General features: G+C 69.5%; 18 protein-coding genes. 7 read left to right on the top strand and 11 right to left on the bottom strand.

Annotated features, from left to right (window positions below; translation table 11 throughout):
* The first annotated feature begins 16 nt into the window (after positions 1–16).
* Positions 17–3,151 (top strand): glycoside hydrolase family 3 N-terminal domain-containing protein, encoded by a 3,135-nt coding sequence (locus tag AB0L64_RS22085; protein ID WP_363712744.1) that lies wholly within the window; start codon positions 17–19, stop codon positions 3,149–3,151.
* 82 nt (positions 3,152–3,233) lie between these two features.
* Here AB0L64_RS22085 and AB0L64_RS22080 read toward each other — a convergent pair whose 3' ends face one another.
* The 3 genes from AB0L64_RS22080 to AB0L64_RS22070 form a co-directional block, all read right to left on the bottom strand.
* On the bottom strand, positions 3,234–3,914 hold the full coding sequence (locus tag AB0L64_RS22080; RefSeq protein ID WP_363712742.1) for a hypothetical protein: 681 nt from the start codon (positions 3,912–3,914) through the stop codon (positions 3,234–3,236).
* Positions 3,915–3,981: 67 nt separating this feature from the next.
* Positions 3,982–4,899, bottom strand: a complete 918-nt coding sequence (locus tag AB0L64_RS22075) for a DJ-1/PfpI family protein (protein ID WP_363712740.1) — start codon at positions 4,897–4,899, stop codon at positions 3,982–3,984.
* A gap of 4 nt (positions 4,900–4,903) precedes the next feature.
* Positions 4,904–5,503, bottom strand: coding sequence for a cysteine hydrolase family protein (locus tag AB0L64_RS22070; protein WP_363712738.1), 600 nt, complete (start codon positions 5,501–5,503; stop codon positions 4,904–4,906).
* Between the two features lie 179 nt (positions 5,504–5,682).
* Here AB0L64_RS22070 and AB0L64_RS22065 point away from each other — a divergent pair, with 179 nt between their 5' ends.
* Positions 5,683–6,924, top strand: coding sequence for an aldose epimerase family protein (locus AB0L64_RS22065; protein WP_363712736.1), 1,242 nt, complete (start codon positions 5,683–5,685; stop codon positions 6,922–6,924).
* Positions 6,925–7,628: 704 nt separating this feature from the next.
* Complete coding sequence (locus tag AB0L64_RS22060; RefSeq protein WP_363712734.1) at positions 7,629–8,843, top strand: cytochrome P450; 1,215 nt, start codon at positions 7,629–7,631, stop codon at positions 8,841–8,843.
* A gap of 4 nt (positions 8,844–8,847) precedes the next feature.
* On the opposite strand, the gene AB0L64_RS22055 is transcribed toward AB0L64_RS22060, so the two are convergent.
* Entirely contained in the window at positions 8,848–10,242 is a 1,395-nt protein-coding gene (locus tag AB0L64_RS22055) for a hypothetical protein (protein ID WP_363712732.1), read from the bottom strand.
* Positions 10,243–10,524: 282 nt separating this feature from the next.
* On the opposite strand from AB0L64_RS22055, the gene AB0L64_RS22050 reads away from it, so the two are divergent.
* Positions 10,525–11,928, top strand: coding sequence for a HAMP domain-containing sensor histidine kinase (locus tag AB0L64_RS22050; protein ID WP_363712730.1), 1,404 nt, complete (start codon positions 10,525–10,527; stop codon positions 11,926–11,928).
* Between the two features lie 94 nt (positions 11,929–12,022).
* Here the strand turns inward: AB0L64_RS22050 and AB0L64_RS22045 are convergent, their stop codons facing one another.
* Genes AB0L64_RS22045 through AB0L64_RS22025 form a run of 5 tightly spaced genes read right to left on the bottom strand, consistent with a single transcriptional unit; the run spans position 12,023 to position 17,204 of the window.
* Complete coding sequence (locus AB0L64_RS22045) at positions 12,023–12,937, bottom strand: PmoA family protein (protein WP_363712728.1); 915 nt, start codon at positions 12,935–12,937, stop codon at positions 12,023–12,025.
* Positions 12,938–14,044 carry a Gfo/Idh/MocA family oxidoreductase gene (locus AB0L64_RS22040; protein WP_363712726.1) on the bottom strand — a complete coding sequence of 369 codons (1,107 nt, stop codon included), beginning with the start codon at positions 14,042–14,044 and terminating at the stop codon, positions 12,938–12,940.
* A gap of 25 nt (positions 14,045–14,069) precedes the next feature.
* The gene (locus AB0L64_RS22035; protein ID WP_363712724.1) at positions 14,070–15,374 is read right to left on the bottom strand and encodes a sugar ABC transporter substrate-binding protein; all 1,305 of its coding nucleotides are present in this window, start codon (positions 15,372–15,374) and stop codon (positions 14,070–14,072) included.
* A 20-nt stretch (positions 15,375–15,394) separates the two neighbouring features.
* The gene (locus AB0L64_RS22030) at positions 15,395–16,291 is read right to left on the bottom strand and encodes a carbohydrate ABC transporter permease (protein WP_363712722.1); all 897 of its coding nucleotides are present in this window, start codon (positions 16,289–16,291) and stop codon (positions 15,395–15,397) included.
* The gene (locus AB0L64_RS22025; protein ID WP_359940752.1) at positions 16,281–17,204 is read right to left on the bottom strand and encodes a sugar ABC transporter permease; all 924 of its coding nucleotides are present in this window, start codon (positions 17,202–17,204) and stop codon (positions 16,281–16,283) included. Before AB0L64_RS22025 ends, AB0L64_RS22030 begins: the two co-directional genes overlap by 11 nt.
* A gap of 213 nt (positions 17,205–17,417) precedes the next feature.
* Here AB0L64_RS22025 and AB0L64_RS22020 point away from each other — a divergent pair, with 213 nt between their 5' ends.
* Positions 17,418–19,166: a hypothetical protein gene (locus tag AB0L64_RS22020; protein WP_363712719.1), complete on the top strand. Its 1,749-nt coding sequence runs from the start codon at positions 17,418–17,420 to the stop codon at positions 19,164–19,166.
* On the opposite strand, the gene AB0L64_RS22015 is transcribed toward AB0L64_RS22020, so the two are convergent.
* Positions 19,167–21,014 carry a hypothetical protein gene (locus tag AB0L64_RS22015; protein ID WP_363712717.1) on the bottom strand — a complete coding sequence of 616 codons (1,848 nt, stop codon included), beginning with the start codon at positions 21,012–21,014 and terminating at the stop codon, positions 19,167–19,169.
* Positions 21,015–21,036: 22 nt separating this feature from the next.
* A complete protein-coding gene (locus AB0L64_RS22010) occupies positions 21,037–21,315 on the bottom strand; it encodes a hypothetical protein (RefSeq protein ID WP_363712715.1) in 279 nt (92 codons plus the stop codon).
* 172 nt (positions 21,316–21,487) lie between these two features.
* Here AB0L64_RS22010 and AB0L64_RS22005 point away from each other — a divergent pair, with 172 nt between their 5' ends.
* Both AB0L64_RS22005 and AB0L64_RS22000 read left to right on the top strand, forming a co-directional pair.
* On the top strand, positions 21,488–22,516 hold the full coding sequence (locus tag AB0L64_RS22005; protein WP_359940744.1) for a LacI family DNA-binding transcriptional regulator: 1,029 nt from the start codon (positions 21,488–21,490) through the stop codon (positions 22,514–22,516).
* Positions 22,517–24,121: an FAD-dependent oxidoreductase gene (locus tag AB0L64_RS22000; RefSeq protein ID WP_363712712.1), complete on the top strand. Its 1,605-nt coding sequence runs from the start codon at positions 22,517–22,519 to the stop codon at positions 24,119–24,121.
* Positions 24,122–24,123: the final 2 nt, after the last annotated feature.

Genomic DNA, 24,123 nt, shown 5'->3' with positions numbered 1-24,123 from the left:
CCGGGAGGGAGCGGCCATGCGTGGGTGGCGGCGGGTTGGTGTGGTTGTGGTGGCGGCGCTGGTGGCGGGGATGCTGCCGTTGGAGGCGGTGGCCGCTGATCCGGCGCCGGTGACGCTGGCGGCGTTCGAGGGCGGCGAGCCGTTCGCCGCGCCGCCGAACGCCGGGATCTTCACCTGGGGCAGTGACGCGGACGATCCGCCGACACTCGAGCTCCAGGCCCGCGCGGACGCGCCCGCGGGCGAGAAGGTGCTGCACGGGACCTACGACATCAGCGGCTGGGGCGGGTTCAGCCACGACGTGACGTACGACGTGAACCCGGGCGACTGGTCGCCGTACAAGGGGATCCGCTTCTGGTGGTACGGGCAGAACACCGCTCCGCTGCCGCCCGGCTCGGGGAAGCGGATCTTCTTCGAGATCAAGGACGGCGGCGCGAACGCCGAGGCGTCGGAGTTGTGGAACACGAGCTTCACCGACGACTGGCAGGGCTGGCACCAGGTCGAGATCCCGTTCAGCGAGCTCGTGTACCGCGGCGACTACCAGCCGGTCGGCGGTATCGACCACGTGCTGAACCTGACGCAGATGTGGGGCTACGCGTTCACAATGCCGGCCGGTTCGCCGGGTGAGTTCGCGATCGACCAGGTCGAGGTCTACGGCAAGGCCGACCCGGCACTGAAGAACAGCGTGGTCACCGACGCCGACGTCTACCCGGTCAAGGAGGGCGGGACCGCGCAGGTGAAGGTCACTGTCGCGACCACCGGCGGCACGCCGCTCGACGAGCCGGTCACGGTCGCCTACCGGACCGGAAACGGAACGGCCGGCGCCGACGACTACACACCAGTTTCCGGAACGCTCACGTTCCCTGCCGGAACGGTTTCCGGAACGTCGCAGAACGTTTCCGTGACCACCCGGAAAGACAGTTCCGCGGAAGTTGCGGAAACCGTTCCCCTCGAGCTCACGGTGACCGGCGCGAAGGCCCCGCAGACCCAGCCCGTCGTGGTGATCGACGCGCACGACCTGCCGTACCTGGACCGGAAACTCCCGATCCGCAACCGCGTCGACGATCTGCTCGCCCGGATGACGGTGGCGGAAAAGGTCGGCCAGATGACCCAGGCCGAGCGGAACGCGCTCCGGTCCCGTTCCGACATCGCGTCCTACGCGCTCGGCTCGCTGCTGTCCGGCGGCGGCTCCGTCCCGACCCCGAACACGCCGGCCGCCTGGGCCGCGATGATCGACACCTTCCAGCGGAACGCGCAGGCCACCCGCCTGCAGATCCCGCTGATCTACGGCGTCGACGCCGTCCACGGGCACAACAACGTGGTCGGCGCCACGATCCTCCCGCACAACATCGCGATCGGCGCCACCCGCGACCCGGACCTGGCCCGGCGGACCGGCGAGGTCACCGCGACCGAGGTCCGCGCCACCGGCATCCCGTGGGACTTCGCGCCGTGCGTGTGCGTGGTCCGCGACGACCGCTGGGGCCGTGCCTACGAGGGGTACGGCGAGGACCCGGCGCTGGTCCAGTCGATGGCTACCGTCGTGACCGGGCTGCAGGGCAAGGCCGACGGCAGCCAGCTCGCGCGCAACAACCACGTGCTCGCGACCGCGAAGCACTTCGTCGGTGACGGCGGTACGACGTACGGCAGCTCGACGACCGGCTCGTACAAGATCGACCAGGGCATCACCCAGGTCACCCGGCAGCAGCTTGAGACGATCCACCTGGCACCATTCCAGACGGCCGTGGACCTCGGCGTCGGCACCGTGATGCCGTCGTATTCGAGCCTCTCGGTCGACGGCGCGACGCCGGTCAAGATGCACGGCAACGGCGAGCTGATCAACGGCGTGCTGAAGCAGCGGATGGGCTTCGACGGGTTCGTGATCAGCGACTGGCAGGCGATCGACCAACTCCCGGGCGACTACGCGAGCGACATCCGGACGTCGATCAACGCCGGCCTGGACATGATCATGGTGCCGACGAACTACCAGGGCTTCACCCAGGGCCTGACCGCCGAGATCGACGCCGGCCGGATCCCGATGCCGCGGATCGACGACGCGGTCCGCCGGATCCTGACCGAGAAGTTCAAGCTCGGCCTGTTCGAGCACCCGTACGCCGACACGACCAACGCCGCGTCGGTCGGATCCGCCGCCCACCGCGCCGTCGGGCGCGAGGCCGCGGCGAAGTCGCAGGTGCTGCTGAAGAACCAGGAAGATCTGTTGCCGTTGGCATCAACCAGCAAGGTGTACGTCGCGGGCAGCAACGCAGCAGACCTCGGCAACCAGATGGGCGGCTGGAGCATCAGCTGGCAGGGCGGATCGGGCGCGACCACCACCGGCACGACGATCCTCGACGGGATCAGGCAGGTGGTCCCGGACGCGACCTTCAGCGCGGACGCGTCGGCGCCGCTCGCGGGTCACGACGTCGGCGTGGTCGTGGTCGGCGAACGCCCGTACGCCGAAGGGATCGGCGACGTCGGCAACGGCCACGACCTGCTGCTCTCGGCTGCCGACAAGGCGGCCGTCGACAAGGTCTGCGGCGCGATGAAGTGCGTGGTGCTGATCGTGTCCGGCCGGCCGCAGGTCATCGCCGACCAACTCGGCGAGATCGACGCGCTCGTCGCCTCCTGGCTTCCGGGGACCGAAGGCGCCGGTGTCGCGGACGTACTGTTCGGCAAGGTCCCGTTCAGCGGCCGGCTGCCGGTCAGCTGGCCGCGCACCGAGGACCAGCAGCCGCTCAACGTAGGCGATGCTTCCTACGACCCGCAGTACCCGTTCGGCTGGGGCCTCAGCACCCAGGCGGCCGCCCGGCAGGCGTTGACCGAAGCGCGCAATAGCCTGCTGCGCAAGCACGACCCGTACGCGGTGGCGGCCGCGGCGACGGCGAGCGCCGCGCTCGGAATCGGCGACTGGTCAGGGCCGCAGGCAACTGTTGCGCTGGCCGCGGCCGCCCGATCCGCCACGTTCCTGGAGCGTACGAAGGCGGACACGTTCGCCGAGGACGACGCGGTCGTCGGCGTGGCCCGCTGGATCGCGCAGAACCACATCGGGCAGAACTTGGACGAGTCCGCATCGAAGCTCGTCTCCGACGCCGACCACGCCCTCCTGAGCGGTCAGTTGAGTACGGCGGTCGCGAAGCTGACAGCCGCGACCAGGTAGTACAAGTGCCGGCCGGGACGGTGACCCCTCATCCGTCCCGGCCGGCACGTCCCCGCCCAGCACCTTCCCCCCCGCTGGGCTCCTAGCGGCTGATCTTGGCCGCTGCCTGCCGAGCGAGCTTGTCGAAGTTCGGCGCGGGCATCCCCGGGCCCATCTCGCTGAACGCCAGCACCGAGACGTTGCGGCCCTTCAGCGTGACGGCGTACGGGAACCCGCCGGCCTCGCTGCCCGGGTCGTTCGGCTTCGGGTAGTCGTACCAGCGGATCACCTGCGTGAGGTCGCCCGAGGCGCCCTTCACCACGCGGTTCTCGGTGATCTTCCGCGCGTGCGTCGGGGCCGGCTTGCTGTACGTGCAGCTCTTCAGCGTCGCGATGATCGAGTTGTACGCCGCCCGCGCGCTCGCCGCGTTCGCGTACTGGCTGACGTACTGCGCGCCGTAGGAGTCCATGTCGTTGCTGAACCCGCGCGCCATCCGCGCCGCGACCCGCTTGCCCTCGGTCGAGGCCGGTCCGCAATAGGTCCTCGGCAGGATTCCCCTGTCCACCTGCCGAAGCCAGCCCGCCCGCGCGTCCGCCTTGCGCACCTCGGCGACGGTCAGCATCTGCGACCGGCTCAGCGCGGTCGCCGACGTCGCGGAGGTCGCCGACGTCGTACCGGCGTCCGCCCCCGGCGCCGCCAGTACGGTGAGTCCCACGGCCAGCACACCGGCCGCCGCACCGGTCGCAACCACACCCCGGCGCATGCCCCGAGCAACAAACTTCATGTTCCGTCCCCCTCGTCGTTGGTTGTGCACGAGTAGACGTACGGGTTGCGGAAAAAGTTGTTCCGGACTAGACGGAATTCCGGCTGCGGAGGCGGCGCAGCATCCGGGCGTCCTCGAAACCGACGGTCCGGGCGGCGGACTCGACGGTGGCGCCGTGGCCGATCAGATGTTCGGCCCGCTCCAGCCGGAGGAGCTGCTGGTACCGCAGCGGCGTGAGGCCGGTTGCGGCGGTGAAGAGGCGGGTCAGCGTGCGCTCACTGACGCCGACCTGCCCGGCCAGGTCGGCCAGCGGGAGCCGGTCGGCGTACCGGACGTCGATGACGTCCTGGACGCGGTGCGCCAGATCGTTGAGGTGGTCCCGGTGCCGCAGCATCACGGACTCCTGCAGCTCGTCGCCGTTGCGCCGGGCGTAAACGACCATCTCGCGCGCGACCCGCGCGGCCGCCTCGGCGCCCCGGCCGACCGCGACCAGGTGCAGCGCCAGGTCGATCCCGCTGGCGATCCCGGCGGAGGTGATGACGCGGTCGTCCTCGACATACAGCACGTCACGCACGATGGTCGCCCGCGGGTAACGGGCGGCCAGTTCGTCGGTCAGGTCGTGGTGGGTGGTGAACCGGCGCCCGTCGAGGAGGCCGGCCCAGCCGAGCGCGTCGGCGCCGGAGCAGACGCTCGCCACCGACCCGCCGCTCGCGTGGTGCGCCCGCAGCCGCTGCCGGAACCCGGGCCCGATCGGCGGCTCCGGGGACAGCCGCGGCGACCGCCATCCCGGGACCACGACCAGGTCTCCCGGATCGAGCTCCGGCCACACCGGCGAGGTCCGCAACGGCACGCCCTGGGCGGTCGCGATCTCGTCGGATTCGGCCACGTACGACACGTCGTACCCGTAGCCGAAGTCGTTCGCGGTCGTGAACACCTGCGCCGGGCCGGCGAGATCGAGCAGATGCAGCTTCGGCACGAGCACGAAGACCACGCGGGTGGGACGCATCCGGTCAGGATGCCACGGGGACGCCGGTGAGCTCGTCGAGGGTCCGGATGGTGGCGAACCGGCCGGCCAGCACGTACTCCGTCCGCTCGACGACCTGCTCCGCGGTGAGGGTCCGCGAATCGGCGAGGATCTCCTCGACGGTCGCCTCGTCGCGGATCGAGGGGTGCGCCAGCGCCATCGTCGCGGTCGCCTCGGAGACGAACACCACGTCGTACCCGAGGTCGGACCCGACCCGCGCGGTGGTCTCACAGCACTGCTCGGTCCGGATGCCGCAGACAACGATTTCGGAAACGCCGTTCTGAGTGAGCACCTGCTGCAGATTCGTTGTGGTGAAAGCGTTGTGCGACGTTTTCCGGATCGTCGTTTCCGTCGGCAACGGTTCGAGACCGTCGATCAGCCGGACGTGCCCGGTCGCCGGGTCGAAGGCGCCGCCGGTCCCCGGTTCGGTGTGCAGCACCCAGACGACGAGGTCGCCGGCCTCCCGGGCAGCGCGCACCAGCCGGTCCACCCGGTCGGCGATGTCGGGGTGGTTCACCAGCTGCCAGTTCGGGCGGACCCGGAACGATTCCTGGACGTCGATCACGATCAGTGCGGTTCGGCTCATGCCCCCAGGATCGCCCGCGCCCGGCGCCCGGCTGAAGGCTCGATCGGGGCCGGGACCGGAACGATCCGGTCAGCGCGGAGAGATCGGACGAATTCACACCCTTCCGAACTGTTCCAAACACTCCTCTGGCGTGCTTATCGTGCCCGGGTCTGGTCTCTACAACGATTGAGGGGATTGCGATGCCCGATCACCTGCCCCGCCGCCAGGTCCTGCGGACCGCCGGCGCCCTGGGCCTCGGTGCCGCCGCCGCGGGCGCACTCACCAGTACCGCCCAAGCCGGCACCGACGCCGCCCGAACCGGTTCGGCCACTGGTACGCCGGATAGATTGACCGGCATGCGCGGACACCACGGCAAGCTCGAAATCACCAAGGCCCCGTTCGGCACCACACCGGACGGTCAGCAGGTCGACGTGTACACGTTCACCAACGGCCGGGTGACGATCTCGATGCTCACCTGGGGCGCGACGATCCAGCGCGTCGAGACCCCGGACCGCCGCGGCCGGACCACGAACATCAGCCTCGGCTTCGACAACCTGCCCGACTACGCGAAGCTCAGTCCGTACTTCGGCGCCACCATCGGCCGGTACGGCAACCGGATCGCGAAGGGCCGGTTCACGCTCGACGGGACGACGTACCAGATCCCGGTCAACAACGGCGAGAACGCGCTGCACGGCGGCACGATCGGCTTCGACAAGGTGGTCTGGAAGGCCAAGGTCGTGCAGAGCGACAAGGCCGTCGGCGTGGCCTTCACCTACGTCAGCCCGGACGGCGAGATGGGCTTCCCCGGTGAGCTCACCAGCACCGTCACGTACACGCTGGACCGGCGCGACAACCTGCGGATCGACTACCACGCGACGGTCGCCGGCAAGCCGACGATCGTGAACCTCACCAACCACGTGTACTTCAACCTGCTCGGCGAGGGCAACGGCACCATCTACGACCACGTGCTGGAGCTGAACGCGCCGAAGTACACGCCGGTCGACGCGACGCTGATCCCGACCGGCGAGATCGCCCCGGTCGCCGGGACGCCGTTCGACTTCAGCCGGCCGACCGCGATCGGCAAGCGGCTGCGCGGCGACCACCAGCAGCTGATCTTCGGCCGCGGGTACGACCACAACTTCGTCATCGGCGGCGAGCCGGACGACGACGGCCTGCGGCTCGCGGGCCGCTTCTGGGAGCCCGAGCACGGCCGCACGATCGAGGTGCTCACCGACCAGCCGGGCGTCCAGTTCTACAGCGGGAACTTCCTCGACGGCACGTTCCTCGGCATCGGCAACAAGGCCTACCGGCAGGGCGACGCGTTCGCGTTCGAGACCCAGCACTTCCCGGACTCGCCGAACCACGCGAACTTCCCGTCCACGGTCCTGCGCCCCGGCGAGACCTACAAGTCCACCACCATCTACTCCTTCGGCACCAAGTAACCGCCGCGGTATCGCCGTACCTCAGCCTGAATCCGTGGACGAGTCGGCGGTACGGACGGCCGGGCACGCCACCCGCCGGAGAACTTTCAGGGGTTCACCTCTGAAAGTGTCCCTTCACCCCCTGCACACCGTGGGCAAAGGGACGAGTTGGCAGGTGAACCTCCCAAAGTGCGGTCGGCCGCCCCGGGTGCTGCGCGCTCCGGTGCCGCGCTGCTGCGCTCGCCCGTCGGCGCGCCGGGGATCGGCTTCACCTCAGCGGTTCTCCACCCCTGTTGGGGGTTCTTCGCTCGGATACCAGCAGAGAACCCCCAACGCGACCGGACAACCCCTTGATTGCCGGTGCTGCTCAGCCGGCTGACAGGTGCCCCGGCCAATCCACGGATCCAGGCTCAGTGGTCCGCGCCGTAAGTTCGTCGGTGCACTCTGCACAGGACCTGCCGGACCTTACCTAGTGCACCTCAGCGCGAGGCGTACACCGTCCCGCCGTGCACTACCTGTCGAGCTTGCACGCACCGGCGCCGACACGCCGCAGACACACCGGGGTCCGCGCGGCCGGGCCCCGACGAACTTACCGAGCCGACCACTTAGGTCCTGACGGTACGGCCGTACGGCGTGGCGGACAGAGGGCCGAACGGCTGGCTGTAACACTCTCGACGCGCCGAGATCCGAAGCAAGGGTTACCTAAGTTGCCTAGGGTCGGGGGTATGACTGAGCCGGTCTTGCAGATTCCGTTCGAGGACGCGTTTCGGTTCGATCCGTCGCCGACGTTCGCCGCGTTGCGGGAGGACCGCCCGGTGGCGCGGGTGCGGACGCTGGCCGGCGCCGAGGTCTGGCTGGTCACCCGGTACGACGACGTCAAACTGGTGCTCGCCGATCCGCGCTTCTCGCGCGCCGCGGTGGTGAAGCAGGGAGCACCCCGGGTCGCGCTGGCCAAGCCGATGCCGAACAGCCTGACCACCACCGACCCGCCGGAGCACAGCCGGCTGCGACGATTGGTGGTACCAACGTTCGCGCACCGGAAGATCGAGCAGACCCGGCCGTGGGTCGCGGACCTGTCCGCGCAGCTCGCCGAGGACGTGGCGCGGGCCGGCGACGGCGCCGACATCCGCGAGCTGGTCGCGCTGCCGCTGCCGATCCAGGTGATCTGCCAACTGCTCGGCGTACCGTACGCGGACCGCGCGCAGTTCCGGGAGTGGACCGAGCTCGGGTACAGCATGAAGATGGCCGAGAAGGATCTGGTCGAGGACGCGATGACCAACCTGACGGCGTACATCGAGGACCTGGTCACCAAGAAGCTCGCCAACACCGACCAGCCCGCCGCGGACCTGCTCGACGAGCTCGTCCGCGCCCGCGAGGAGGGCGACCGGCTCAGCCAGGACGAGCTGATCGCGTTCGGCGTGAACCTGCTCGTCGCCGGGCACGAGACGTCGGCGAACCAGATCTCGAGCTGCGCTGCCACCTTGCTGCGCCGGCCGGAGAACTGGGCGCGGCTGGTCGCCGAGCCCGGGCTGATCCCGTCGGCGATCGAGGAACTGCTGCGGTTCAACCGGTTCAGCGAGGTCGGTCAGCTCCGCGTCGCGGTCGAGGACATCGAGCTCCACGGCGTACACATCAAGGCCGGTGACGGCGTGATGGCCGCGCTCAACTCCGCGAACCGGGACCCGCGGGCGTACGACGCACCGGACGAGCTGCGGCTGGATCGGCCGGACAACAAACATCTGTCCTTCGGCTTCGGCCCGCACTTCTGCCTCGGCGCGCAACTGGCGCGGATCGAGCTGCAGGAGTCGCTGGCGGCGCTCGTCCGGCGGTTCCCGCGGATGAGCCTGGCGAAGCCGGCCGAGGAGCTCGAGTGGCGCCGCGTGCTGGTGAGCGGCCTCGCGGAGCTGCCGGTGAACCTAGGAGCGTCCACCGGCAGCTGACGCGTCAGTTCGGCGAGCTGAACACGAGGCCGTGCTCGGCCTCGTACTGCTCGATGAAGCGCTTCGCCATCGGCTCGCTGCACCCCACAGACCGTGCCAGGTTCGCCGCGGTGCGCTCGTGACCCTCCGGCCACTCGGCCAGCATGTTCCACGCGCGCGTGCGCCGCTTCTCCAGATCGGTCGGCTCCGGCTCGGGCTCCGGGTCCGCCTTCACGACGACGGCCGGCGCCGGGTCCGGCAGGACCGGCTCGACCTTCGGGGTGGTGATCAGCGCGGGAGGCTGCGGGTCCGCCGGGCCCGCGAACGGCGACGGCGGCTTCGGCTTCTCCACCATCGGCTCGGCCTTCGGCTGCGGCGCGAACGGCTTCAGCTTCCCGTTCGCGGCACCGTTGCCGTTGACCACGTGCTGCGGCTCGCCGGCGTCCTCGACCACGACCGCCTCGGCGACCGACTCGTCGGTCTCCGGTCCCTGGTCGACGATCGCCATCAGCTCACCGGTCCACGCGTCGTCGTCGCGCAGTCCGACGCCGGTGCTGTCCGCACGCCGCGGCTGCCCGCCCTCCAGCACCCAGACGGCCGCCGGTACGGCGGGACGTTCCTCGGGCTGCTCCGGCGGCGGCGAGATCGCCTTGGTCAGCTTGTTGGTGATGACCTCGTAGTTGATCCGCTCCTCGAGCATCCCGGCCAGCCGGTCCGGGTCGTACGTCGTCTCGGCGATCTTCGCCAGTCGCTCGTCCTGGTGCTCGGACCGGATGTACTCGGCAACGGTCCCGGCGATCGCCTCGCGGCGGCTGCGGTTGCGGATCTGGTGCTGCGCGGCGCGCAGGCTCTCGTAGAGCGAGTAGCCGTGCTCGATCGCCAGCGAGCGCGCGAGCCAGGTCGTCTTCGGCTCACGGATCCACTGCACGATGCCGTACACCGGACCGGTGTCGCGCATCTGGCCCGCGCGGCGCAACGCGTCACGGCGCCGGGCCGAGCTGTGGATCAGCCAGAGCACGTAGGCGAACGCGGACAGGCCGCCGAAGCCGAAGGCCAGGAACCGCTCCTCGGGACGCCAGTGGCCGACCACGTTGAAGACGACCGCGACGAGCGCCGCGAAGAACGACATCGCCCGGTACGCGTAGGCCTGCTCGCCCTTGCGGCGGCGCAGGTCCGCGAGCGCCGCGGTGGCGACGCCACCGAGCTCGAGCACCGCGACCGCGGGCGTGACGAGGACGATCTTGAGCAGCGTCGAGAAGCCGCTGTCCGGCCATGGGATATGGGTCACGCCGGCCCAGACCTGGCCGACCAGCGCCGCGGCAGCCGCGGTCGCGTAGAAAGCGTAGGCGACTTTGTCCGCACCGGTGAGGGGTACGTTGACCAGTTCGCCAGTACTGGTTGTGCTGGTGTTCTCCTGCAAGACGTGCACTCCTGACCGGTTTGGGCTCTCCGGCAGTTCGTCGGGTGGGTGGTACGGCGGCCCCCATAGCGCGCTGCACGAGGCTACCGGTTTCCGGCCCCGAAAGGGGAGGCGAATCCGGAAACGTCTCGAACCTCCCCGTTCCGGTCCCGGTTCTAACCTATGAATTCTTTACAGAACGGATTTATTGACGAAGCAGGAAATTACCCCGGCATCGCGGTTCACAGCAAGATGGCAGGAAACGTGCAGCTGGTCCGAGGACCGGCCGCACATCCTGGGAGCATGAGGGTCGCGGCGCGTTCGTTGAGTGTGCGGGTCGCGGCGGCGATGGTGGCGCTGGTCGCGGTGGTGAGCATCGTGATCGGCGTACTGACGACCGCAGCGATCGGCTCGTACCTGACCGGGCAGCTCGACGGCAAGGTGATGGCCGCCCAAGGGCGCGCGATGGGCGCCTTGAACAACGGATCGTGGGGACCGCCACCGGACGCGCCGCACGGGCAGGACGCCGGCACGGTGACGGTCTACGCGCAGGGCGACAATGCGGCCGGGACAGTGGTCACTGCCGAAGGCAACGTCACCGACCTCACCGACGTGGTCGTCGGCAAGCTCGACAACCTCGCGGCCGGTCGGACCAGCACGGTCGACCTGCCCGGCCTCGGCAAGTACCGGGTGCGCGCGGCCGGCATCGACCAGATCACCGCGATCACCGGGCTGCCGACCAAGGACATCCAGGACACGATCACCAGCCTGATCGGGTGGGAAGCGTTGTTCGGCGGGATCGGCGTCCTCACCGCGGGCGGCGTCGCCGTGTTCGTCGTACGGCGTCAGTTGCGGCCGCTGCGCCGCGTCGCGCAGACGGCCCGCGAGGTGGCGGCGCTACCGCTCGACACCGGCGAGATCGGGGTGACCGCCCGGGTGCCTGACCAGCTCACCGACGAACGGACCGAGGTGGGACAGGTCGCGGTCGCGCTCAACACGTTGCTCGGGCACATGGAAGGTGCGCTCGACGCCAGGCACCGCAGCGAGCAGCAGGTCCGGCAGTTCGTGGCGGACGCGTCGCACGAGCTGCGGACGCCGCTGACGACGATCCACGGTTACGCCCAGCTGAGCCTGCACCAGCGCGATCCCGACCTGTTCGCGCACGCGATGGGCAAGGTGATGGTCGAGACCACCCGGATGGCGTCGCTGGTCGAGGACCTCCTGCTGCTTGCAAGGCTGGACGCCGGGCGGCCGCTCGACAGCCGCTCGGTCGACCTGTCGAGGCTGGCCCTCGACGCGGTCACCGACGCCCGGATCGTTGCCCCCAGCCACCATTGGGAGCTGGACCTGCCGGCCGAGCCGATCGTCGTCATCGGCGACGAGCAACGCCTGCACCAGGTCCTCGCCAACCTCGTGACGAACGCGCTCCGGCACACCCCACCCGGCACCACTGTCACCGTCACGGCCAACCGCAGCGACCACTCCGCCTTGCTCACCGTCCACGACAACGGCCCCGGCATCCCCGCCGACCTGCTGCCCAATGTCTTCCAGCGCTTCACCCGCGCCGACACCGCCCGAACGCGCGCCACCGGCGGCACCGGCCTCGGCCTGTCCTTGGCCCGATCCATCACCGAGGCTCACAACGGCACCCTGACCCTGAGCTCGAGCCCGGGCAGCACGTCGTTCACGCTGGCGTTGCCCGCGTGAGGCGGACCACCAGGCCATCACAATCGCCACCCGCGGCCATCGCCAGGCGGGAACGGGCCGCAGCCCACGAATTGTGATGGCCTGGAGAACCGCGTCAGCTCGCGGCGAGTGCCTTGGTGGCCTGGGCCGCGAAGGTGGCGGCGCGGTCGTCGTCGGAGAGGCCGTCGGCGACCAGGACGGCATAGCGGAGGCGGAGGGTGTCGCCGGCGGGGAACGGGAGTTGCTCGGAGAAGAACGGGGCGGGGCAGACCGCCGCGAAGTCCTCCGAGCGGACGAACCACTCCGGTGGATGGCGGACGTTGTCGGCGGCGTCGGCGACGATGATCGTCGACGCGGTGTCGGTCTCGTCCTGGCGGGCGGTGAAGCCCATCCACGGCGCGCGCTGACCGCGGAGCTCGTCGCGGCCGCTGCCCTGCGGGGCGAGGATGGTGCCGTTGGTGAACGCCCGCGGCCCGCGCCAGAACAACCCGCCGTACCCGGCGTTCGGGCGGCCCGCGGTGGTCGGGCTGCCGATCTGGATCGTGGCGCCGGACGTGTTGGTCATCGCGGTCTCGTAGACCAGCACCCAGCCGTCGTCCGCGAGCCGCGCGGTGATGGTGCGGGACTCGTCGACGACGTGCTCGCCGCTCTGCCGGTGCCACGAGAGGTGGTGCGCGAACCGGACCTCGTCGTCGGACACGTCCAGCGCGTCGACCCGGTCGTGGTCCTGCGAGCCGTTGTTGTCGCGTGGCTGATACCCGTCCGCCTGCGCGTACGTCGGCCCGCCCCAGAAGTTGTCGTGCCCGAAGTGCGGCAGCGACCAGGACAGGCCCTTGTGCCAGAGGTGGTCCCACGGGCGATAGACGCTGACCAGGTCACCGGTCAGCGTCCGGATCGGGTGGAAGTACGGCCGCGGCGACTCGTACTGCGGGTCGTCCGCGTTGTAGACATAGGTGAACAGCTCGCCGCCGCCCGCCGTCACCTGGATCGACTGGTTGACAGCGTGGTTGCAGCCGAGTTTCTGCGACATTCAGCTCTCCCGTTGTTGGGTCCAGGGCGCCCCGATCTCGCTGAACAGCGCCAGCTCGTCCGAGGCCTGGTCGATCCATTGCTCGACGTCTAGGAGGATCGGCCGGCGCTCGAGTCCTTCGCCGTCCCAGCGCACCAGCTCCGGCGCGATCGGTGCCGGGTCCGGCGCCGTCCGGACCGCCTCGACCACGCGGGTGAACCCACCCGTCGCGGCCAGCGGCACGTACAGCGGCACCGCGGGGTCGGCCCGGTGCGCGAGCAGGTTCTCCAGCAGGTCGGCCCGGCCGTACTTCGTGTCGCCGATCAGATCCGACTGGTACGTGAGGACCGCGCGGCCCTCCGATCCGTGCACGATCACCGTCGCCTCGAGGTGCTCGGCCGCGCACAACGTGACCGCGATCAGGATCGGCGTACCGCGCGCGGTCGTGATCCGCACCGACGAGGTGTCGTCGGACTCGATCGGGTTCGCCCGGTACAGCTCGGTCTCGATCGACCGTACGTCGTCCACGCCGGTCGAACCGTCCAGCAGCAGCGCCGCCGCGGTCGCGTGCGCGAGCGGATTCGTCACCGCCCCGTCGACGACGTCCACACCGTCGAGCCGCCGCTTGCCGGACCAGCGCGCGCGCTGGAAGTACCGCGCCGTCCGCACCCACTTCCCCACCGCGCTGATCCCGCGGATCTCACCGAGCTGCCCCTCGGCCATCATCGCCGCGAGCTTCAGCGTGGCCTCCGACGCCTGCGCCTGGAACCCGACCTGCAACGCCCGCCCGGTCTCGGCCACGACCGCGGACAGTTGCTCGAACTCGGCCATGGACGCGGTCGGCGGCTTCTCCAGCAGTACGTCGGCGCCGGCGCGCATCGCCGGCTCGGCCAGCGGGACGTGTGTCTGGATCGGCGTACAGATCACCACGACGTCGACCTCGGTCGCCGCGAGCAGCTCGTCCAGGCTGTCGAAGACCCGGACGCCCGGCAGCAGGTCGCCGCCGCCCCGGGGATCGGCGACCGCCACCAGCTCGGCCCGCCCGGCCTGCGCCAGCCGGGCGACGTTACGGACATGGGAGGCGCCGTGGCCGTGGATTCCCACCACGGCCACGCGGGCCCCCGTCATCGGCAATCAGTTGCCGTCAGCAACACTATTTGAGCTCCCCGTTGACCTCGTCCAGGAAGGCCTTGGCGGCCGCGTCCGGCGCCTGCCTGCCGAACAGCACCTCGGTCGTGTACCGCTGGATGATCTTCTCCACCTGACCGCCGCCGACCGGCGGGGCCGGCGAGGGGTCGCCGAGCTCCTTGCCGATGTCCTGGATGAACTTCGCGGACGCGGCGTCGGCCGGCTGCAGCTTCGGCGTCACCGAGGCGCGGACCTCGGTGTTCGGCGGCACACCCCGCTCGGCGAGCAGTACGTCGCCGGCGGCGGTGTTGTTGGCCAGGTAGTTGACGAACTCCGCGGCCTCCTTCTGGTGCTTGGACCGCGCCGAGATCGACCAGAACATCGAGCCCTTGTAGTACGAGCCGTTGTCGGCGGCCTTGCCGTCGGCGCTCGGGATCCGCAGCAGCTTGAGCTGCTGGCCGGTCGCCTTGCTGAAGGCCACCAGCTGGTTGCTCCAGATGAAGCTCATCGCCAGCTTGCCGGTCGCGAACGCCGACTGGTCGAGCGACGCGTTCATGTCCTGGGAGATCGCCTCGGCCGACGGGATCGCCTTCGCGTCGCGCAGCTTCAGGACGTACTTGAAGAAGTCGGTGGTCTTCTCCGGCGAGACGCCGAGCTTGCCGTCCTTCGTCCAGAGCGACTCGCCGTTCTGCCGGGCCCACAGGTTCAGGCCGGCCTCGTTCGTGCCCAGCGCGCCGGTCCCGGTGATCTTGCCGCCGGTCTTGGTGGTGATCTCCGCGGCGATCCGGGAGAAGTCGTCCCAGGTCCACGTGGTGTCGTCCGGGATCGCCACGCCGGCGGTCTTGAAGGCCGCCGGGTTCACGACCACCGCGAACGAGTTGATGCCGGCGTTCAGCCCGTACAGGCCGCCGTCGAACTCGCCGGCGCCGAGCGTGTCCGGCTCGAACTTGCCGGTGTCCAGGCCCTGCGCCTTCTTCAGGTCGAGCAGCGCGCCGCGGTCGGCGTACTCCCGCAGGTACTTCTCGTCCATCTGGATGATGTCCGGCGCGTCGTTCGCCGCGACCGTGGTGGCGAGCTTGTCCCAGTAGCCGGACCACTCGCCGAACTCACCCTTGATCGTGACGTTCGGATGGTCCTTCTGGTACGCGTCGATCACCTGCTGGGTGAGTTTGGTCCTGGTGTCCGATCCCCACCAGGTGAATCGGAGCGTGACCTTGCCGCCGGCGTCGGACGACCCGCCCGGGCCGCCGGAGTCGCCGCCGCAGGCACTGGCCGCCAGCAACGTGGTGGCCAGCGCCAGGGCCGTCAGGGCGCGTGGGATGTGCCTCATGAAGTGCACCTTTCAGGGAGTTACTTGATGCCGGTGGTCGCGATGCCCTTGATCAGGAACCGCTGGCCCAGCAGGAAGGCGAGGAAGACCGGGACGAGGGAGACGACCGACATCGCGAACATCGATCCCCACGACGAGCTGGAGGTCGAGTCGACGAACGACCGCAGCGCGACCGGGACGGTGTACATGTGCGGGTCGGTCAGGTAGATCAGCTGGCTGAAGAAGTCGTTCCAGGTCCAGATGAACGTGAAGATCGTCGTGGTGGCCAGGGCCGGCACCATCAGCGGCAGGATGATCCGCAGGAAGATCGAGGCCTTGCCGCAGCCGTCGATCCGGGCGGCCTCGTCCAGCTCGCGCGGGATGCCGCGGATGAACTGCACCATCAGGAACACGAAGAACGCGTCGGTGGCCAGCAGCTTCGGCACCACCAGCGGCAGCACCGTGTTGATCCAGCCCAGGTTCGAGAACAGGATGTACTGCGGCACGATCACCACGTGGATCGGCAGCATGATGCTGAGCAGCATGATCGCGAACCAGAACTTCTTCGCGGTGAACTCCAGCCGGGCGAACGCGTAGGCCGCCATCGAGCAGGACACCAGGTTGCCGACGATCGAGCCGAGCACCACCAGCGCCGAGTTCAGCAGGTAGCGGGTGAACGGCTCGGTCAGCGCGTGCCAGCCGACCCGGTAGTTCTCGATTCGCAGGTCCTTCACCAAGATCCCGGGGTCGCGGAAGATCTCGTTGCCCGGGCGCAGCGAGCTGACCACCATCCAGATCACCGGGTACAGCATCACCAGCGCGGAACCGGCCAGCACGACGTGGATCACCAGCGGCCGGATCCGGGACCAGGTGACGGCCGAGGCCCGGCGGGTGGCGACGGTGCGGGTCAGCGTCTCGGTCGTCGTCTCAGTCGTCATAGAACACCCAGTACTTCGAGGCGAAGAAGTTCGCGGCGGTGAAGACCCCGATGATCACGAGCAGGAACCACGCCATCGCGGAGGCGTAGCCCATGTCGAAGTTCCCGAAGCCCCGGTCGTAGAGGTACAGCGTGAAGAACATCGTCGAGTCCGACGGCCCGCCGCTGCCCCCGGAGACGACGAACGCCTGGGTGAACGACTGGAACGCGTGGATGATCTGCAGCACCAGGTTGAAGAAGATGATCGGCGTCAGCAGCGGCAGCGTGATGCTGAAGAACCGCCGCAGGACGCCGGCGCCGTCGACCGACGCCGCCTCGTAGTACATCGTCGGGATCTGCCGCAGCCCGGCCAGGAAGATCACCATCGGCGACCCGAACGTCCAGACGTTCAGGACGACGAGCGTGCCGAGCGCGGTGCTCGGGTCGGAGATCCAGCCCTTGCCCTCGATGCCGAACACGTCCAGCACCTGGTTGAGCAGACCGGTGGTGCCGAACACCTGCCGCCAGAGGATCGCGATCGCGACACTCGAGCCGAGCAGTGACGGCAGGTAGAACACCGAGCGGTAGAACGCCATCCCGCGGACGCCGCGGTCGAGGACGACGGCCAGCAGCAGGGCGATCGCCAGCTGCAGCGGCACCGAGACGAACACGTAGGTGAAGGTCACCCGCAGCGAGTTGTGCAGCCGCTCGTCGGACAGCATCCGGGTGAAGTTCTCCAGGCCGATCCACTTCGGGGCCTGGATCAGGTTGTAGTCCGTGAAGGACAGGTACAGCGAGGCCAGCATCGGCCCGATCGTGATCAGGAACAGACCCAGCAACCACGGCGCCAGGAACAGGTAGCCGGCCAGGTTGTCCTTCTTCTGACCTGCCGTCTTCTTGCCCCTCAGACTGCCCAGCTCACCCAGCGCACTCAATGGTCACCTCTCTTCCGTCCCCGTCGGCCTTCGGCCCGACGCTTAGGAAAGCGCTTGCCTTGGCCGGTCAAGCTAGTACAAGAAACCGGTTCCCGCAAGGGTTCATCGATGAAGGAAGAGGCTGGATCCGGACCGATTGCGAGCTATTGACAGGACAAAGTTCCGGCGCGACAGTTCTGAGCATTTGGCAACCGCTTACCGACGGAGATCCCGATGCTGCGACGTACTTTTCTCACCGGTTCGCTGACCACGGTCGCGCTCGGCGCGCTGCATCCAGGTGCGGCTCGTGCTGAGGTGGCAGCCGTGGACGAGGACTTCCTGACCCTGCTGACCGAGGCGAACCGGAAACAGATTCCGATCGTGCTCGGCAACTTTCAGAACGTTTCCGACAGTGTCCGGACCGTGGCCCGCAAGGCCCGCCGGCTCGTTTCCGGCTATGCGTGGGGACGGTCGCCGTACCATCACGACGCCACGCTCCTCGAGCCGTTGGCCTGGCTCGTCGACCAGCTCGCCGCGCGGCAGCACGAGGACGGCCTGTACGACGTCGGCAACCTGCACTCGCCGCCGGACAGCGCTTTCGCGATCCAGGACGTGTGCATGCTGTACGCACTGCTCGACGCGGACGGTCAGCCGGAGACTGCGTCGATGCGTGCCACGCTGGCCTCGGTGATCAAGAAGGCGGGGCCCGCGTTGGCGTCGGGCGGCGTCCACACGCCCAACCACCGGTGGGAGGTGTCCGCGGCGCTGGCCCGGGCGCACCACCTCTTCCCGGACCGGCGGTACGCGGCGCGGATCGACGACTGGCTCGACGAAGGCATCGACGCGACCCCGGACGGGATCTACAGCGAGCGCAGCTCGACGTACGCCGCCGAGGTGACGAACCCGTGCCTGCTGACGATCGCCTGGCTGTACGACAAGCCCGCTCTGCTCGACTACGTGCAGCGGAATCTCGACGTCACGCTGTACCTGCTCGAGCCGAACGGCGAGGTGGACACGACCGCGTCGCGCCGGCAGGACCAGAAGGGCATCCGCGAGGTCTGGTGGTACCTGACGCAGTTCCGCGAGCTGGCGCTGCACACCGGAGACGGCCGGTTCACGACCGTCGCCAAGAGCATCGAGGCGCGCGGAACCGGTGAACTCGGGGATTTCCTCGCCGAGGTGCTGGAGCGGCCGGAGCTGTCCGCGGTTCTGCCGGCCGCGACCCCGGCGCCTACGGACTTCGTGCAGCACTACCCGTCGCAGGCCTCGGTGCGGATCCGCCACGAGGCTCGGACGGCAACCGTTTTCGGCGGCACCGACTTCCACGACATCCCGGTGATCTCGTCGGGCCTGTCGACGAACCCGACCTTCTTCAAGCTCCGCAACGGTGCGGCGATCCTCGACTCGGTCCGGCTGTCACCGCAGTTCTTCAGCACCGGCCATTTCCGCAGCGACGGGCTGCGGCGTACGGCGCCCGGTACGTTCAAGCTGCAGCAGGAGGTGCAGGTCCCGTACCACCTGCCACTCCCGAAGCGCTATCGCCGCGCGGACGGCCGCTACGCACTGACTCCTGAGGGCCGTTTCTACGCATCCATGGATTTTCCGCACCGCCCGAAGCAGTACCGGGTGTTGCGGACCGAGATCACCGTCGCCGAGGTTTCGTCCGGCTACGACCTGACGTTCGACTTCGCCGGAGACGAGACCGGCTACGCCCTCGAGCTCTGCTTCCGCCCGGGCGGCACCCTGAGCGGCGTGGCGCAGTTGGATGCCGCAGGCAACTACCAGCTGGCGTCGGGGACCGGTAGCTACACCGTCGGCACGGACCGGATCGAGTTCGGCCCGGGCAACGGCGCCGCCCGGGTCGCGATGGACCCGGGCGAGCGCTACACCTACCTGGGCGGCAGCCTCACCCCGGACGGCCTCCGCGTGTACCTGACCGGCCGGACACCGGGGCGTCAGGTGCTCCGGCTGCGCACGTCCTGATCAGGCGGTCCGCACGACGGTCTCGAGTGAGCCGTCGTGCGGAATCCGCAGTACGTGGACGCGCCGCCGCTGGTCCCGCAGGTACGTCCGCGACGACGTGCTGAGCGTCGCCGGACGGCGTGCCGACCAGGTGATCGCGATCGTGGCCGCGCCGCGGCGGATCACGATGCCGTCGGCGGTCGCCGTCCGCGTTTCGCCGTACGGCACGACGGTGCCGTCCGAGAACACCACCTCGTCGCCCGGCTGCAGCACCAACGGGATCTGCTCCGTTGCGGCGCCCGTCGCGGTGACCCGGCGGCTGACCGACTGCGAGCCGATGACGAGCTCCGTCGACACCGAGCCGTCCGGCGTGCGGTAGCGGATCAGGTCCTTCGACGGGTACTCCGCGACCAGGTTGGTCTCGGCATCCGCCTTGCCGTCACGGACCGTGCCCCAGCAGCCGGTCGCGGTCTGCTGCGCGTGGATCAGGGTGCCGGCCGCCGGGTGCCACAGGAAGCCGGTCCCGGCCTTCACCGCGCTGCCTTGCCGCTCGCCGAAGAACGCGCCGAGGTACAGACCGGGCCGGCGGACGTAGAGGTAGTCCTGGTTGCCGTCGTTCTCGTGGCGGCGCTCGGTGAAGTTGTCGCGGCTCAGGTACGGGATGTTCGCGATCGCTGCGCGTTTGGCGGACCGGGTCGGCAGCGTCTCGCCGTACGGCGCGTGCGCGATGATCCGCGGCGACGTGTCTTGCTTGGCCAAGGCCGGCACCGGCGCCGCGTCCGCGGCCCATGCCTGGCGGGTCGCGGCCTTGTCCTCGCGGGAGGTGAAGAACGCCCCGAGTTTCGGGACGGCCGGGACGAAGTGCGAGCCGAGGATGCTCCGGTCGGGGTCCGGGATCACGTCGTCGTAGTACGCGACCGAGGTCCGGTCGGAGACCGCGTAGTACGTCAGCCAGCCGGAGCCGTCGGGCTCGCGGAGCAGGTTGTAGCCGAACCAGTCGGTGAACTTGCGCGTCATCGAGACCAGCAGCGGGTTCCTGGTCTGCAGGTAGAGCTCGGCCATCTCCGGCAGCATGACCTCGAAGTTGTAGTTGATGTCCATGCCGCGCGGGTCGTAGAAGAACCCGGCCGGACTCTGCGCCCGCTTCGCGACGAACCGGATCCGGTCCTCCAGCTTGAGCCACCGGGCCTGGTCGGGCATCAGCCGCAGCGTCAGTGCCGAGCCGGCAACTCCGGCGACAGCCTGGTTCGTGTACTCGAACGGATCGTCCCAGACGACCGAGTTGCCCGGGTCGAGGTACCAGTCGACGCCCTTGCGCAGGGCACCTTCCAGCTGGGTCCGCCGGGTCGGCAAGGCGTTCGCCTGACGCAGATTGGCCAGTGTCTTGGCCAGGTAGCCGATTCCGAAACCGCTGGACGCTTTTCCGCGCTCGCCTGGGGAGTACTCCGGCCATGAGCCGTCCGGGTTCTGCAGACCCAAGTAGTGGTGCAGCGCGGCGTCGAGCCGGCCGAGGAGTGCGCTGTCGCGGTAATACGGGTTCCACGCACGTTGGTTGGCGTAGAACCAGCTGAGCGTGAAAACGTGTTCCTGGACCCGGGAGTTGTACGGCTGGGCCGGCGTCCGCCACCAGCCGCCGCCCATGAAGCCGTACGGGTCGGTGTCGACGATGTCGTTCGTCATCGGCGCGAGGATCACCAGGTACCCCGCGAACCGCTGCTCGCCGGGCGTGAACAGCCGCCGGTCCGGCGCGCCGGCCGGCAGACCCGCCAGCAACGGCAGCCCAGCAGCACGGGCCGGGGCGGCCGTCACAGCTGGGACCAGACCGGCGCCGACGGCACCGAGCAGCACGGTACGACGTTTGACGTGCATGAGTGAGCTCCTGAAGTAGTTTTCAGCGGACGGTGAGAACGGCGAACTCGGGATCGGGGACGCCGCGGCCGCTCCGGACGTGGGCGACCGCGGCGCCCCACTGGGTGAACTCGGGTGTCTTGTCGCGGTAGCCGCGAATGCCACGGAAAACGATGTCGTGACAGTTCCGCAGACCGGCGCCGTACGGGGACGGGCCGAGGACTGTCGCCCTTGTACGTGAAGCGGGGTCGCCGCCCGGCACGTCGTCCGGGTGCCACTTCACGAACTGGGGCCGGCCGGTGGAGTGGCGGCGACTCAGCATGGACGCTCTCCTCGCGACGATCGGAACTGCGGCGAGTTTTCTGCGCCGAACCAGCCGTGGTCAAGACCTCGGCTTTAGTAATCCGAATTAGCAGCGTCGGCGAGCTCTTGACGCCGCTCGGGCAGCTGTTCTAATGTCCCCGGCAATCCGTATTACTGCGAAGGATCGATCGATGCCGGACAAGGCGACCGCCCGACTCACCCAGCGCGACATCGCGCGGCTGGCCAAGGTCAGCCAGACGACCGTCTCGCTGGTGCTGAACAACCGCAGCGACGCGAGCGCGCGGATCCCGGCCGAGACTCGCGACCGGGTGCTGAAGGTGATCCGCGAGACCGGCTACCAGGCCGATCCGCTGGCCCGCCGGATGACCAAGCAGCGCAACCAGATTCTCGGTGTGTTCACCTACGAGTCGGTGTTCCCGAGTGCGAGCGGCGACTTCTACCACCCGTTCCTGGCCGGCATCGAGGACCGCGCCGAGCGGCTCGGGTGGGACCTGTTGCTGTTCACCAGCGCTCCGGTGACCGACGGCCACCGGCGGATCTTCCACGAGAACAACCGGCTCCGGATCGCGGACGGCTGCCTGCTGCTCGGGCGCGAGATCCCGGCCGACGAGCTGGCCAGGTTGATCGCCGAGGACTACCCGTTCGTCTCGGTCGGCCGCCGCGACGACGCCGGCGGCCCGGTGCCGTACGTCGGCGCCGACTACGGCACGGCCACGCGGACGGTCGCGGAGCGGGCGCAGGCGCTCGGCCACCGGCGGATCGCGTTCGTCGGGCTCGGCGAGGGCGCCGAGTCGTCGGCGGACCGGCTGCGCGGCTTCCGGGAGGCGGCCGGCCCGCGCGCACCGCACCTCCCGACGCTCGACCGAACGCCCGGTGAGGTGCTCGACGACCTGCTGGACCGCCGGATCACCGCCGCGTTCGTCGAGGAGCGCGCCGACGCGATCGCGCTGTACGCCGCGGCGGCCGAGCGCGGGGTCGACGTGCCGGGTGACCTGTCCGTGGTCGCGCTCGGCGACGCCACCCGGGCTGCGGCCAGCGACCTGGACTTCTCCGGCTTCCACGTCCCGCGGCGGGCGATGGGCGTCCGCGCGGTCGAGCTGCTCGAGGCAGTCCTCAGCGGCACGGCCACCGAGCAGCAGCTGCTGCTGCCCTGCGAGCTGACCGACGGAATCACACTCACTCCACCCGAAGGTGCCTGAATGCATACCGATGTCCTTGTGATCGGCGGCGGACTCGGCGGCGTAGCCGCGGCTCTCGCCGCGCTGCGTGCCGGTCGCTCGGTGATCATGACCGAGGAGTTCGACTGGCTCGGCGGCCAGCTGACCAGCCAGGCCGTCCCGCCGGACGAGCACACGTGGGTCGAGCAGTTCGGCGTCACGGCGTCGTACCGGGCGCTGCGTGACGGCATCCGTGACTACTACCGCCGCCACTACCCGCTGACCGAGGCGTCGCGGGCCGCTGCCCACCTCAACCCGGGCGCCGGTTACGTGTCCAAGCTCTGCCACGAGCCCCGCGTCGCGCTCGCGGTGCTGGAGGCGATGCTCGCGCCGTACCGAGCCGGTCGCCGGCTCCAGGTCCTGCAGCCGTACCGTCCGGTCGCGGCCGACACCTACGGCGATCGGGTCAGCGCGGTCACGGTGCAGCATCGCGACACCGAGGAGCGGCTGACGCTGACCGCGCCGTACATCCTCGACGCGACCGAGACGGGCGAGCTGCTGCCGCTGACCGGGACGGAGTACGTCACCGGCTTCGAGGCGCAGAGCGAGACCGGTGAGCCGAGTGCGCCCGCCGAGGCGCAGCCGCTGAACATGCAGGCGGTCTCGTACTGCTTCGCGGTCGACCACGTCGACGGCGACGGTGTCGACATGGTCGGGGACAAGCCGGCGAACTACGCCTTCTGGCGGAACTACCAGCCGTCGTTCTGGGGTGATCGGCTGCTGTCCTGGACCGCGCCGAACCCGCGCACCCTGGAGAGCTCGCGGCGGACCTTCACCCCCAACCCCGACGACGACCCGCTCGCGGTGGTCGCGGACCAGCGGCGGACGGGCGGTGACACGAACCTGTGGACGTTCCGCCGGATCGCGGCCCGCCGGCACTTCGTCCCGGGGACGTACGCGAGCGACATCTGCCTGGTGAACTGGCCGATGATCGACTACTTCGAGGGCCCGGTGATCGACGTACCGGACGCGGCGAAGCATCTCGCGGCGGCGCGCGAACTCTCGCACTCCGTCCTCTACTGGCTGCAGACCGAGGCGCCGCGGCCCGACGGCGGCACCGGCTTCCCCGGTCTGCGGTTGCGCAAGGACGTGGTCGGCTCCGCGGACGGTCTGGCGCAGGCGCCGTACATCCGCGAGTCCCGGCGGATCAAGGCGGAGTACACAGTCGTCGAGCAGGACCTGTCGGTTGCGGTCCGCGGTGAGCGCGGCGCGGTGGAGTACGACGACAGCGTCGGCGTCGGCATGTACCGGATCGACCTGCACCCGTCGACCGGCGGCGACAACTACATCGACGTGGCGAGCAGCCCGTTCCGGATCCCGCTCGGCGCCCTGCTCCCGGAGCGGGTCGAGAACCTGCTGCCCGCGAACAAGAACCTCGGCACCACCCACATCACCAACGGCTGTTACCGGCTGCATCCCGTCGAGTGGAACATCGGCGAGTCCGCCGGCGCGCTCGCGGCGTACTGCCTGGACCGCGGCGTCGCGCCGCGGGCGGTCCGCAACACCCCTGCTCTGCTCGCCGAGTTCCAGGACCGCCTGGTTGCTCAGGGCATCGAACTCGCCTGGCCGGCCGTCGCCGGCTACTGATG

It is taken from the genome of Kribbella sp. NPDC051936, from assembly GCF_040680955.1.
In the GTDB taxonomy this organism is placed as follows: domain Bacteria; phylum Actinomycetota; class Actinomycetes; order Propionibacteriales; family Kribbellaceae; genus Kribbella.
The sequence above is the reverse complement of the archived record's forward strand: the minus strand, read 5'-3'. Positions and strand labels throughout refer to the sequence as shown.